Genomic DNA, 13,423 nt, shown 5'->3' on the forward strand with positions numbered 1-13,423 from the left:
GGCCACCTCGGCCGGCGCAGAGGTGCGCGCGCAGCCTCCGCCTCCGGCTCGGCAACGAGCGGTCGCAGCAGCTCGGCGCGCGACGGCGCGGCGAACGGCAGTTCGGTACGTGGCAGCCAGCTGGCTACCTGCATGGCGTCGAGGTAGGCCCGACGCCGGGTTTCACTGATCAAACGCCTTCCACCTGCGGATGAGCCTTGGCGCCGACCTGCATCAGGTTCAGCGCGTTGAGATAGGCCTTGGCCGAGGCGACGACGATATCGGTATCGGCGCCATTGCCGTTGACGATGCGCCCGCCCTTCTCCAGTCGCACGGTCACCTCGCCCTGGGAATCGGTGCCCTGGGTGATGGCGTTGACCGAATACAGTTGCAGCGTTGCCCCCGATTCGGCGACCGCCTCGATGGCTTTGAAAGTGGCATCGACCGGGCCAGAGCCCTGCGCCTGGGCACTGCACTCGGCGCCATCGACGCTGAGCACCAGCTTGGCTTCGGGGGTGCTGCCGGTCTTGCTCGCCACCTCCAGGCTGGCCAGCTTGAAGTGCTCGGGCGCCTCGTCGGCCAGGGTATCGGAGACCAGCGCCTGCAGGTCTTCGTCGAAGATCTCGTGCTTCTTGTCGGCCAGCTCCTTGAAGCGCGCGAACGCGGCATTCAGCTCGTCGCCTTCGAGTACGATGCCCAGCTCCTCCAGGCGCGAGCGGAACGCCGCACGCCCGGAGTGCTTGCCCATGACCATCTTGTTGGCGTTCCAGCCCACCGACTGGGCGGACATGATCTCGTAGGTCTCGCGGTGCTTGAGCACGCCGTCCTGGTGGATGCCCGACTCGTGGGCGAAGGCGTTGGCGCCGACGATGGCCTTGTTCGGCTGCACCGGAAAGCCGGTGATGCCCGAGACCAGGCGCGAGGCGGCGAGGATGTGCTCGCTCTCGATGCGGGTGTGCACGCCGAGCAGGTCCTGGCGGGTCTTGATCGCCATGACGATTTCTTCCAGCGCGGCGTTGCCGGCTCGCTCGCCAAGGCCGTTGATGGTGCATTCCACCTGCCGCGCACCGGCTACCACCGCCGCCAGGGAGTTGGCCACGGCCAGGCCCAGGTCGTTATGGCAGTGCACGGAGAACACCGCCTTGTCGGCATTGGGGATGCGCTCGAGCAACTGGCGGATGGTGTCGGCGTACTGGTGCGGAATCGCGTAGCCGACGGTGTCCGGGATGTTGATGGTGCGCGCGCCGGCGTCGATGGCGGCCTCGATGATGCGGCAGAGGAAGTCGATCTCCGAACGCCCGGCGTCCTCGCAGGAGAACTCGACGTCGGCGCACAGGCTACGGGCCTTCGTCACCGCGCGTACCGCCTGCTCGACCACCTGGTCCGGCTGCATGCGCAGCTTGTACTGCATGTGGATCGGGCTGGTGGCGATAAAGGTGTGGATGCGCCCGGCGTTGGCGCCGGCCAGCGCCTCGGCGGCGCGTTCGATGTCGGCGTCCACCGCGCGCGCCAGGCTGCACACGGTGCTGTCCTTGATGTTGTCGGCGACCAGCTTCACCGCGGCGAAATCACCGGGGCTGGCGATGGCGAAGCCCGCTTCGATCACGTCCACCTTCAGCCGCTCCAGCGCCCGGGCGATGCGCAGCTTTTCCTCGCCGGTCATGGACGCGCCAGGGCTCTGCTCGCCGTCGCGCAGGGTGGTGTCGAAGATGATGACGCGATCGTTGCTGCTCATAGGGATTTCCTCACGGCTGCCGGGGCGCCCTTCGTGGGGCATCTGTAATTGGCCGATTGTCGCGTGAAATGAACGGGCCGGGAAGGCGCAGCTGCGTTTGGCGCAGGTTGTTGCCGCGTAGGGTGGAAAACCGCGAAGCGTTTTCCACCAGCGTCCCCCCTCGGTGGAAAAGCCTTCGGCGTTTTCCACCCTACGAGCGCCCACGTTGGCACGTAAGGTGGCTGTCGCTTATTACATCCACCGCCGCGCCGCGGACAAAGTAAAAGGCCCCGCTACCAGAGCAGCGGGGCCTTTCGTTCTTGCGTGCAACTTGGCGCTGGCTTACTGATCCCAGGCCCGATCGCCGTGCTCATCCTTGATCCGCGTCGGCAGCCCCATCACGTCGAGCAGCTTGAGGAACGGCTGGGCCGGCAGTTCTTCGACGTTGACCATGCGCTTGGCATCCCACTCGCCACGGGCGATCAGCAGCGCCGCGGCGACCGGCGGCACGCCGGCGGTGTAGGAGATGCCCTGGCTGTCCGTCTCGGCGTAGGCCTCTTCATGGTCGGCCACGTTGTAGATGAACAGCTCGCGCGGCTGGCCATCCTTGCTGCCCTTGACCAGATCGCCGATGCAGGTCTTGCCGGTATAACCCGGCGCCAGCGAGGCGGGATCGGGCAGCACGGCCTTGACCACCTTGAGCGGGACCACTTCCAGGCCTTCGGCGGTGCGCACCGGCTGCTCGGAGAGCAGGCCGAGGTTCTTCAGCACGGTGAAGACGTTGATGTAATGCTCGCCGAAGCTCATCCAGAAGCGGATGTTCGGCACGTCGAGGTGCTTGGAGAGCGAGTGCACCTCGTCATGACCGGTCAGGTAGAGGTTCTGTTCGCCCACGACCGGCAGGTCGTCGGTGCGCTTGACCTCGAACATGCGGTTGGTCGTCCACTGGCCGTTCTGCCAGCTGTAAACCTGCCCGGTGAATTCGCGGAAATTGATTTCCGGGTCGAAATTGGTGGCGAAATACTTGCCGTGGGAACCGGCGTTGACGTCGAGGATGTCGATCGACTCGATCTTGTCGAAGTATTCCTGCTGGGCCAAGGCGGCGTAGGCGTTGACCACGCCCGGGTCGAAGCCGGCACCGAGGATGGCGGTAATGCCCTTTTCCTGGCATTCGGCCAGGTGCTTCCACTCGTAGTTGCCGTACCACGGCGGCGTTTCGCAGATCTTGCCCGGCTCTTCATGGATCGCGGTATCGAGATACGCGGCGCCGGTGTCGATGCAGGCGCGCAACACGGACATGTTGAGGAAGGCAGAACCGACGTTTATGACGATCTGCGATTCGGTTTCACGAATCAGCGCCTTGGTCGCTTCCACGTCCATGGCGTTCAGCGCATAGGCCTTGATCTCGCCGGGCTGCTTCAGCCCGCCTTTGGCCTGGATGCTGTCGATGATGGCCTGGCATTTGGAGATGCTGCGCGACGCGATAGCAATACGACCGAGTTCGTCGTTGTGCTGCGCGCACTTATGGGCCACCACCTTGGCAACACCTCCTGCACCAATGATAAGAACGTTTTTCTTCAATTCCGGGATCACTCCTTAATCTGTCGACCTCAGGAGAGGCTGGACAGGTAGTCGTCAAAGTTGAACTCGCGCACCACGTCGAGGCGGCCGTCGAGCTGCTTTACCACGATGGACGGCATTTTCAGGCCGTTGAACCAGTTTTTCTTGACCATGGTGTAGCCTGCCGCGTCGATGAACGACAGCCGATCGCCGATGGCCAGCGGACGATCGAATGGGTACTCGCCGAAGATGTCGCCGGCCAGGCAGCTCTTGCCGCACACCATGTAGGTGTGTTCGCCGCCTGAGGGCGCCATCTTGGCGTTGAGGCGGTAGATCAGCAGGTCGAGCATGTGCGCTTCGATGGAGCTGTCGACCACCGCGAGGTTCTTGCCGTTGTACAGGGTGTCGAGCACCGTCACTTCCAGCGAGGCGCTCAGGGTGATCGCCGCTTCGCCGGGCTCCAGGTAGACCTGCACGCCGAATTTTTCCGAGAACGCCTTCAGTCGTGCGCAGAAGGCATCGAGCGGATAGCCTTCGCCGGTGAAGTGGATACCACCGCCGAGGCTGACCCACTGGACCTGTTCCAGCAGGTGGCCGAAGCGCTCCTCGATGGTGCTCAGCATCTTGTCGAACAGCTCGAAGCTCGAGTTCTCGCAGTTGTTGTGGAACATGAAGCCGGAGATCTGCCCCATGACCTTTTCGATCTTGGCCGGGTCCCATTCACCCAGGCGGCTGAACGGCCGCGCCGGGTCGGCCAGCAGGTAGTCCGAACTGCTGACCTGCGGATTGACGCGCAGGCCGCGGATGGTGCCCTCGGTACGCTCGGCGAAGCGCTCGAGCTGGCCGATGGAGTTGAAGATGATCTTGTCGCAGTTGGCGACCATCTCTTCGATCTCGTCGTCGGCCCAGGCCACGCTGTAGGCGTGGGTCTCGCCGGCGAACTTCTGCCGGCCGAGCTTGAGTTCGTACAGCGAGGACGAGGTGGTGCCGTCCATATATTGCTGCATCAGGTCGAACACCGACCAGGTGGCGAAGCACTTGAGTGCCAGCAGCGCCTTGGCACCGGACTGCTCACGCACGTAGGCGATCTTCTCGAGATTGCCCAGAAGCTTCTGTTTGTCGATGAGGTAATACGGCGTCTTGATCATCTGTTCGTGCCCCGAGGGAGTCGCCGGCGGAACCGACCGCTCGCTTTTTGCAAAAAAGTGCGAATTGTGCCGGGAACCGACGGAGATCGAAATAGCCCTTCGACACTTCGTCATATTTGGTGACGTTCGGACTTGCCCAACGGGTCGCCGAATGCCGCCAGGCTAACCCTGCGGCGATGACGTTCAGGTGACTCATGCGGGCGCGTCGCAACGACGCGTCCGATTGTCTGCGCGCCCATCATGCGGACCTCAATGCAGTACAATCGGCGCTTTTTCATTGGTTGGACTGGCGCCACGATGATCGAACCCAAGCGCGTACTGCGTGCCCTCGCCGAACACTGGACGTTGCTCGAGCCGCTGTGCGAGCGTTTCGACGCCGGCACCCTGAGCCTGGTGGAGTTGCGCCATCAGCTCGCCGCACAGCTACCCGAAGGCACGCCCACCGACATCACCGCCCTGCTCGACCAGTGGATCCGCCTGGACATCCTGGTGCCGGTGGCCAAGAGTCCCAACCGCTTCGAGCTGAACGCGCAGATCCACGACTTCCTCGCTTACCTGCGTCGCGAGCACCGCCTCGGCCTGTGCCTGGAGATCGAAGCCTACCTGCGAAATCTCGAGCGCCTGGCCGGGCATATCCTCGATGCCTTCGAGATTCGCGACGGCAACGACCTGGCCCGCCAGCTGCGCCTGCTCGACATGCGCGTGCGCGACGTGCTGAAGAAGCTGGACAACGACGAGCAGGCGCTGGTCGCCGTGGCCGACCGGGCCAAGACCAGCGACCGCCAGATCCCGCTGCGCCAGCGCTATGCCGAGGTGCTGGCGACCTGGGACGAGTACGTCGAGCCGATGATCCAGCTGGTTTCCGCCGACGGCGCCTTCGAGCAGGGCGTGCACCGCGTCGAGCAGGTGCTGATGAAGCTGCTCGGCGAGCAGCAGCGCCTCGGCCAGCTGGTGGACGACGACCTCTTGCTACGCACCCATGCGCGCATCCTCGAAATGCAGACCACCGCCCAGCTGACCCTGCGCAAGGCCCGCGAGCTGCTGCTGCCGCTGCGCGAGGAAGCGCGTCGGCACAACGCCGTGACCCGCGGCGCGGCGCTGGCGCTGTCGGCGATCCGCAAGAAGGGCCTGGACGCCGTACCGCAGGCCTCGCTGCCGCTGTTCACCCGTCCGCAGAGCACCTTTCTCGGCACCGCCAGCCAGGTCGAGGCCTACGTCTATGCCCTGGCCCGCTTCGAGCCGAAACCGGCGCAGTTCCCGCGGGCCAGCGGCAAGCGCAAGGGCGAGCAGCCGCGTGCACCGCGCACCGCACGGGAGATGGTCGAGCGCTGCCAGCAGGCACTGCCGCTGCCGGACCTGATGGCCTGGCTGCTGGAGCAGGAACCCGAGGGCGCCACCGACGAGCTGCTCTACTGGTTCTCGCGCCTGTCCCGCGACGGCCGCTTCCAGCGCGACCGCCTGGAACGCCGCGAATACCTGACCCGCGAACACCGCGTCAGCCTCAGCTCCTTTGCGCTGGTGGCCAATGCGAATGGTTGAGCTATTCGACCGGCCGGCGGGATCGTCCGGTGGAAAGGCTTCGCCGTTTTCCACCCTACCGCTAGCCCCACCTTCGCGGCCAAACCTGACGTAGGGTGGACAACGCGCAGCTTGTCCACCTTTGCCAACGCCGAACTCCCCGGTGGAAAAGGCTACGCCGTTTTCCACCCTACGATTGCCTGTGAGCCACATTCATGAACATCGACCTCAAGGAAATGACCCAGCTGGCGCCGATCTTCCGCGAGCTGTTCAAGGGCTATCACCTGTCGCGCAGCGAGCCGGAGCCCTACGCGCAGCTGTCGAACATGCAGGACCAGTACCGTGCACTGTTCAAGGCGCTCGGCTTCGAGCTGGTCTGCGATCTGCGCGGCTTCTACTACTTCGTCCCGGAGCAGATGGGCGCGCAGGTGAACAAGACCGCCCAGCGCCTGGCGCTGTTCACCTTCATCCTCGTCGAGCACCTGGCCGACCAGGGCCGCGACCCGCTGGCCGTGCTCGACGGTGGCAGCCTCGGCCGCGATGAACTGCCGGCGCTGCTGGACAAGTACCGCGACCTCTTCCTGCAGGCCGAAGTCACCACCCAGGAAGAACTGGAAGAAAAGGTCATCCGCCGCCTGACGCAGCTGGGCTTCGCCGAGGACAGCAACGGCGTCTACCGCTTCCTGCCGCCGATGCACCGTTTCCTCGACGTCTGCCTGTCGGTGCAGCAGGACCGCGATCTCGCCGCCAGCCTGCACAGCAGCGACCTGCCGCTGCCCGCCCCGGAGCTGATCGCCGAGGACGAGGGCGAAGACGACATCATCCTCATCGAGGAAGCGGCCGAAGAATCGGAAGAAGACGCCTTGGCGCGCGCCATCGCCGAAGAAAAGGAGCTTGAAGCATGAGCCAGGAACGCTACGGCATCCGCCGCTTCGCCCTGCTGAACACCGCCGGCTACAGTCTCGGCATCTTTCCGCTGGAGAACCCGCTGTCGGTCTACGGCGCCAACAACCTCGGCAAGTCCGCGTCGATCAACGCGCTGCAGTTCCCGATCCTGGCGCGCATGTCGGACATGAGCTTCGGCAAGTACAGCTCGAGCAGTCGCGCAAGTTCTACTTCGCCTCGGACACCAGCTACATCCTCGTCGAAGTCATGCTGCCCCACGGCCCGCATGTGATCGGCGTGGCCGGCCGCGGACCGGGCGGCGGCTTCGGCCACCAGTTCTTCGTCTACCAGGGCTCGCTGGATCTCGACCATTACCAGCAGAACGGCACCTGCCTGCGCCAGCGCGAGCTGTTCGCCAACCTCGAACGCGCCGGCATCAAGGCCTACGAGGCCAAGCCGGATGAGCTGCGCCGGCTGCTGGTCGGCGGGCATACCTCGATCCCGCTGGACATGACGCTGATCCCGCTGCGCTCGACCAGCGAGCAGAGCCTGAAGACCTTCCGCGCACTGTTTATCAACCTGCTGCATATGCGCGAGATCACCGCAGCGAAACTCAAGCAGCTGTTCCTCGATGCCTTCGAGCACAGCCTGCGCTCGGGCAGCGTCGACTATATCGCCGCCACCGAAGAAGCCTTCCGCGACGTGCGCCGCATGGAGCAGGACTACCAGGCACTGGTCGCCGCCGGCCCGCTGGTCGAGGCGCTGGCCGCCGGTGTCGCCCAGCGCGAGCTGCTGCGCGGCAAGCTGCATCGCCTGTCGCCGCTACTCGACAACCTGCTCGGCACCTGGCACGACTACGCCGATGCGCGCAAGGAAGAGCTGGTGATCCAGGCCGAGCACTATCGCCGCGAGCAGGATGGCCTGCAGAACGAACAGCGCGGTTCGACTGGCGAACTGATGCGTCTGGAGCGCGAGATCAGCGAAATCCAGCGCTGGCTGGGCGAGCTGGCGGTGCTGAAAAACCGCTTCGCCCTGGTCGAGGACGCCCATGTGCTGGAGCAGCAGCTGCTCGCCGCCAAGGACGCCCACGACGAGCTGGCCGGTGCGCTGGCGCAGTCCCGCCAGTTCTCCAGCGAGGACCTCGACGAGCGTCTGCGTGATCTGGAAAAACGCCTGAAGTCGGTCCGGCAACAGCTCGACCATACCGACAACAACAGCTACTCGCGTTTGCGCGAGGAGTTCTCCCAGGCCGATGTGGATCGCCTGATGCGCCTGTTCAATGGCCAGCTGTTCAGCCTGCCGCTCGATGAAAAAGGCATCAGCGCCGAGGGTGACGACTGGATCAAGGCCGTGGAAGCGGTGCTGGATCGTTTCAAGGGCGACACCTTCTCGGTGCCGGGCCTGTCCATCGACCTCTCGCATATCGAGCCACCGGCGCTGCAGGCCCTGGCCGACCGTGCCGCCCTGCGCGACCAGAAGGATCGCCTGGAGCGCGAACTCAAGCAGCTCAAGACCCAACATGCGGTGGCCGTCGACCGCGCGGCGAGCAAGGCCCAGGCCGAGGCGCTGTATCAGGCCGTACTCGATGCGCAGAAAGCACTGGAAGACTTCCGCCGCAGCCAGACCCTGGCCGCCGAGGAGCCGGCGAAGCTGGAACAGTTGGCCCAGGCCGAGGCCGCCCAGGATGAGCTCAAGCGCACCAGTGATGCCTTCGCCGAGCGTGTGCAGCACCTATCCGCCAAGCTGCAGCTGGTCGGCCGTCAGCTGGCGGATCTGGAAGCCAAGGAGCGCACGCTGGAAGACGCCCTGCGGCGTCGTCAGCTGCTGCCGGCAAACTTGCCGTTCGGCACGCCCTACATGGACCCGGTGGACGACTCGCTGGACAACCTGCTGCCGCTGCTCAACGACTACCAGGACAGCTGGCAGGCGCTGCAGCGCGTCGACGGTCAGATCGAGGCGCTGTATGCCCAGGTGCGCCTGAAGGGCGTGGCCAAGTTCGACAGCGAGGAAGACCCCGAGCGTCGCCTGCAGCTGCTGGTCAACGCCTACGCCCACCGTCAGGACGAGGCGCTGACCCTGGCCAAGGCCCGCCGTGCTGCGGTCACCGACATCGCCCGAACGCTGCGCAACATCCGCAGCGACTACGAGAGCCTGGAACACCAGCTGGCGCTGTTCAACCGCGAGATCAACAAACGCCAGGTGTCCAACCTGGCAAGCTTCCGCATTGTGCTGGCGCCGAACAAGGATGCGCTCAAGCACATCGACCAGATCATCCACAGCGCCGGGCAATACGAGGAAGGCGAGACGCTGTCGGTGTTCGATCTGTCCCAGTCCGCCGAGCAGGACGCGAAGAACGAGGAAGCCAAGGAGTACCTGGCGCGGCTGGTGGCGGCGAACAACAACCAGCTGGGCCTGAAGGACCTGTTCGAGCTGGCGTTCGAGATCACCAAGGTCGGCGGCCAACCGATCATCCATACCGACATCGACGGTGCGGCGTCCAACGGCACCACCATGACCATCAAGGCGCTGACCAACATGTACCTGTTACTGCACCTGATGGACCGCGAGCAGGCCGGGCGCATCCGCCTGCCCTACTACCTCGACGAGGCGGCAGACATCGACGAGCGCAACCAGCAGGCGCTGATCGAAACCAGCCTGCAGCTGGGCTTCGTGCCGATCCTCGCCTCGGTCAAGCCGCAGGTCTCGGCCCATGTCGCCATCGACCTGGAAGGCGGCAGCGGGCCGGCCGGCATCTACATCGACGAGGCGGACTGGAAATACATCAGCCGCCGCGAACCGGTCGCCAGCCAGACCACTGCTTCAGCCCAACGGACCGAAGAGCCGGCCTGATCTCCCGCAACGAAAAAGGGCCCCGGAAGGGGCCCTTTTTATGTGTGCGCAGGGGCTTGAGCCCTCCAGCAACGCCCGTCATCTGTCGCCGGCGGCTCGCCCCAGGTCGATCTTCGGTGCCCAGCCGAACCACTCGTCCTGCGGCTCCTTGAACAGCGCGAAGGTCTGTCCCGGCAGCGCCCGGCGTCCCATCTGCTCGCCCTCCGGCGTGGCGAAGGCAACGCCGCCCTCGAGCAGCGATTCCAACGAGTCGGTACGCAGGCTCGCGCCCTTGAACAGACTGAAGTCCACGCCGAAACCACTGGTCTCCCAGAAGCGGCTGCCGGTGTGCACCAGCGGTGCATACTGCGGCTCGATCAATACCTTGATCAGAACCCGATCGGCGGTTGGCCCGAGGCATAGTCCACCACCTCTCCTACTTTTACCTCGCGATAGGTCACCGCATTGCCAGGCTTGATCGAGCCCAGCCGCGCGGCGCTGAGCACCAGGGTCAGCCCTTCGCCAGCCCTCTGCGGTTCACGTTCCTGCCCCACGAAGCGGGTCTGCACAGCCGCGCCGGCCTTTCCCGGAGCGACTTCCAGATAGGGGCCGGTCACCAACGTATCCAGATTGGCCGTACGCATGATGCCGAGCTCGGGCCGGACCACCCAGAATCGCGTGCCGGCACGCGCGATATGTGCCTCCGCCGCGGTAATCCGTGCATGCAGCACGACATGTTGCAGATCCTCGCTAAGCGCGACGCTATCGACCTCGCCCACGTCCAGCCCCTTGTAGCGGATCGCCGTACCCGCACTCAGACCATCGCCGCGCTCCAGGCGAATTTCGATCTGCGTACCACGCTGTATCGCGCTGTCGCGATCCTTGTGCAAGGCGAAGCGCGGGATACGCTTGGCCGCAGGCGCCTGTGGATCGGGGGTTTCGAAGGCGATGCCGCCGGCCAGCAGGCTCTGCAGCGATTCGCTGCGCACTTCGATGCCGGATAGCCCGCCGCTCAGCGAGATGCCGCTGGCATTCCAGAACCGGCTGGAGCTGTTCACCAGATTGGCGTAGGGCTGCTCGATATGCACCCCCACCACGACTTTCTGCTGGTCACGGGAGAACTGGTAGCTCTGGACCGAACCTACCCGCACCTGCCGATACAGCACCGGGCTACCGACATCCAGCGACCCCAGGTTGTCGCTGGTGAGGACCAGGTGCAGCCCCGGCGCCCGGACGTCCAGCGGCGGTGCCTTGGCCCGGGCGGCGAACTCGCGCTTGGGTGCGCCGCCTTTCTCCCCAGGCCGAACCGCGATGAAATTACCCTTCACCAAGGCTTCGAGCCCGGTGATGCCACCCAGCGAGATGGACGGCTTGACCACCCAGAAATCGGTATCCTCGACCAGGTAGTCCTCGAACAAGGGATCGATGGAGAGCTCGGCCTGCGCACCGCTGAGGTCCGAATCGATGTCCAGCTTCTTCAACAGACCAACCTGCATGCCCTTGTACATCACCGGCGTGCGCCCGGCCTGGAGTCCCTCGAAGTCCGTCAGGGAAACCAGAGTCTTGATCCCCGCCTGGGCCGCATCGAAGTCCTCATAGAGGCGAAAGGGGATGCTCGGGTCGGTGGCCGGGCTGTCCTTGCGATGAACCGGGGTGGCGAACGCAATGCCGCCGGCGACGATGCTGGCCAGCGATTCGGTGCGAAACTTCACCCCGGTCAATCCGGCGTCCACGGTGACGCCGCTGGCATTCCAAAAGCGCGTGTGCTTGCGCACCAGATGGGCGTATTCGGGCTGGATGAACAGCTGTACCTCGACCGTACTGTCGTCCTCGGCCAGCACATAGTTTTTCACCTGGCCGACCTGGATCTGCCGGTAGAACACCGGGCTGCCACGGTTCAGCGAGCCGAGGCGATCGGCCTTGAGCGTCAGGTGCAGCCCGATGCGGCTATCCGACATCGGCGGCTCCTCGGCCAGCGCCGCGAAGCGCCGCGTCTCCTCCCCCGCTGCCGGCTGATGCCGATGTAGTTGCCCGACACCAGCGTCTCCAGTCCGGTGATCCCCGCCAAGGTAACGCTGGGCTTGACCAGCCAGAAACGCGTGCCGCTGCGCAGGTAGCCTTCGACGTCCTTGTTCATCTCGATATCGGCGATCACCACCTGTCGACGGTCGTCCTCCTCCAACCGCAGATCGCGCACGACACCGATCGTCATGCCTTTGTGCAGCACTGACGTCTTGCCTATCTCGATTCCTTCGGCAGTATCGAATACCACCTCGATATGAATGCCCCGTTCGTTGTAGGCCTGCCAGGCCAGCCAGGCACCGATCAACAGCGCGACCAACGGCAGGATCCAGATGGCCGACCAGTTGGAGGCTGGACGGGTGTTCGCTTGCGGCAGGTCAGTCATGCTTGTTCCCGGATTGCGTGTTATCCCAGATCAGACGGGGGTCGAAGGTGATGGCAGCGAGCATCGTCAGGACCACCACGCTGGCAAAGGCCACCGCACCGAAACCGGCTTCCACCCTGGCGAGGCTGCCGAAGTTGACGATGGCCACCAGAATGGCGATGACAAAGATGTCGAGCATGGACCAGCGGCCGATCCACTCGATGAAACGAAACATCAGCAGGCGCTGGCGCGGCGACATCGGATGATGACGCTGTACCGAAATCAGCAGCATCGCGATGCCTACCAGCTTGAAGGTCGGCACCAGGATACTGGCGATGAACACCACCGCGGCGATCGGCAGCATACCGTGCTTGGCCAGCGTGACCACGCCGGACATGATGGTATCCGGTGTGCCACTGCCGAGCATGCGCACCGTCATGATCGGCAGCAGATTGGCCGGCAGGTAAAGCAGTCCAGCCGTGAGCAGCAAAGCCCAGGTGCGGACAATACTGTTGGGCCGACGCATATGTACGCGCGCGCCGCAACGTGTGCAGTGTTGTCGGCGCACACTTGGCAGTTCGCGATTCAATTGGTGGCATTCATGGCAAACCATCAGCCCGACATCAGCGGCGCGCATCGGTACGCTCCGACAAGGCTTCCCAGACCTGATGCGGCGACATCACCAGTTCCAACCATACCTGGACCACCAGTAAACCGGCAAAACACGCCAGGCCAACGCCAAGGCTCAATTCGGCCATATCCTTGAGCTTGACGATCGACACCAGGATGCCGAGCAGGTACACCTCGAGCATCCCCCATTCCCGCAGATGGTGATAGCTCCGATAGAGAAGTATCCCGACCGGCTTTGCCCGATCGACTGCGATGCAAAGCAATACCGCCAGCTGGCACAACAGCTTGAGCAAAGGGACAGCCATGCTGCAGAGGAACACCACCACGGCTATGCCCTGCATGTCACTTCGGTAAAGGCTCAGTACGCCGCTCCATACGGTGTCATCGGTGGTCCGTCCCAGCAGATTCAATTGCATGATGGGTAGGAAATTGGCCGGAACATAGAACAGCAGCGCGGCAAGCACCAACGCCAGCCCCGGTCCGACGATGCGATGGCGCAGGCGGAACAGCTCATAGCCACAGCGCGGGCATTCGGCAACCTCACCGAGATCAAGCGCGGGCCTGAGCATAAGAAGGTCACATTCGGGACAAGCGGCCAGTTGCTCGAGCGGAAGCTCGTCGAGCCCTGGCGTAGCAGCCGACTCCGGCATGAAGGACGCATCCGAGTAAAGCGCTCATTCTAAACGAGCCGGGGTTGCAGCTGTCAGTAGCGCGCTACGAACGGTTTCGGAACAAGCGGTTCCGCCCGGCAGGATGCTGAAACCAGTTGTTCGG

The 13,423-nt window shown here is 64.3% G+C and carries 7 protein-coding genes and 3 pseudogenes; 3 read left to right on the plus strand and 7 right to left on the minus strand.

Translation table 11 applies throughout. The features are described from left to right. The 4 genes and pseudogenes from BAY1663_RS25530 to BAY1663_RS20015 form a co-directional block, all read right to left on the minus strand. Positions 1 to 173: pseudogene (locus BAY1663_RS25530) on the minus strand (energy transducer TonB); the annotation flags it as partial. Continuing rightward, positions 170 to 1,714 carry a 2-isopropylmalate synthase gene (locus tag BAY1663_RS20005; RefSeq protein WP_037044173.1) on the minus strand — a complete coding sequence of 515 codons (1,545 nt, stop codon included), beginning with the start codon at positions 1,712 to 1,714 and terminating at the stop codon, positions 170 to 172. The gene BAY1663_RS20005 and the pseudogene BAY1663_RS25530, both read right to left, overlap by 4 nt. Before the next feature lie 321 nt (positions 1,715 to 2,035). Beyond that, positions 2,036 to 3,274: a saccharopine dehydrogenase family protein gene (locus BAY1663_RS20010; protein WP_037044176.1), complete on the minus strand. Its 1,239-nt coding sequence runs from the start codon at positions 3,272 to 3,274 to the stop codon at positions 2,036 to 2,038. A 29-nt stretch (positions 3,275 to 3,303) separates the two neighbouring features. Continuing rightward, on the minus strand, positions 3,304 to 4,401 hold the full coding sequence (locus BAY1663_RS20015; protein ID WP_037044179.1) for a carboxynorspermidine decarboxylase: 1,098 nt from the start codon (positions 4,399 to 4,401) through the stop codon (positions 3,304 to 3,306). Between the two features lie 297 nt (positions 4,402 to 4,698). Between BAY1663_RS20015 and mksB the strand changes: the two genes are divergently transcribed. From mksB to mksF, 3 genes and pseudogenes are all read left to right on the plus strand, one after another. Continuing rightward, complete coding sequence (mksB, locus tag BAY1663_RS20020; RefSeq protein WP_164838480.1) at positions 4,699 to 5,940, plus strand: Mks condensin complex protein MksB; 1,242 nt, start codon at positions 4,699 to 4,701, stop codon at positions 5,938 to 5,940. Positions 5,941 to 6,134: 194 nt separating this feature from the next. Further along, complete coding sequence (gene mksE, locus BAY1663_RS20025) at positions 6,135 to 6,824, plus strand: Mks condensin complex protein MksE (RefSeq protein ID WP_037044185.1); 690 nt, start codon at positions 6,135 to 6,137, stop codon at positions 6,822 to 6,824. Beyond that, positions 6,821 to 9,654: pseudogene (gene mksF, locus BAY1663_RS20030) on the plus strand (Mks condensin complex protein MksF). Before mksE ends, mksF begins: the two are co-directional and overlap by 4 nt. Before the next feature lie 78 nt (positions 9,655 to 9,732). On the opposite strand, the pseudogene BAY1663_RS20035 reads toward mksF, so the two are convergent. The 3 genes and pseudogenes from BAY1663_RS20035 to BAY1663_RS20045 form a co-directional block, all read right to left on the minus strand. Next, positions 9,733 to 12,040, minus strand: a pseudogene (locus BAY1663_RS20035) (MlaD family protein). Then, entirely contained in the window at positions 12,033 to 12,656 is a 624-nt protein-coding gene (locus tag BAY1663_RS20040) for a paraquat-inducible protein A (RefSeq protein ID WP_037044187.1), read from the minus strand. Before BAY1663_RS20040 ends, BAY1663_RS20035 begins: the two are co-directional and overlap by 8 nt. Then, positions 12,643 to 13,299 (minus strand): paraquat-inducible protein A, encoded by a 657-nt coding sequence (locus BAY1663_RS20045; RefSeq protein ID WP_037044190.1) that lies wholly within the window; start codon positions 13,297 to 13,299, stop codon positions 12,643 to 12,645. Before BAY1663_RS20045 ends, BAY1663_RS20040 begins: the two co-directional genes overlap by 14 nt. Between the last annotated feature and the right edge of the window lie 124 nt (positions 13,300 to 13,423).

Source organism: Pseudomonas sp. BAY1663 (assembly GCF_000582595.1).
GTDB lineage: Bacteria > Pseudomonadota > Gammaproteobacteria > Pseudomonadales > Pseudomonadaceae > Stutzerimonas > Stutzerimonas stutzeri_AF.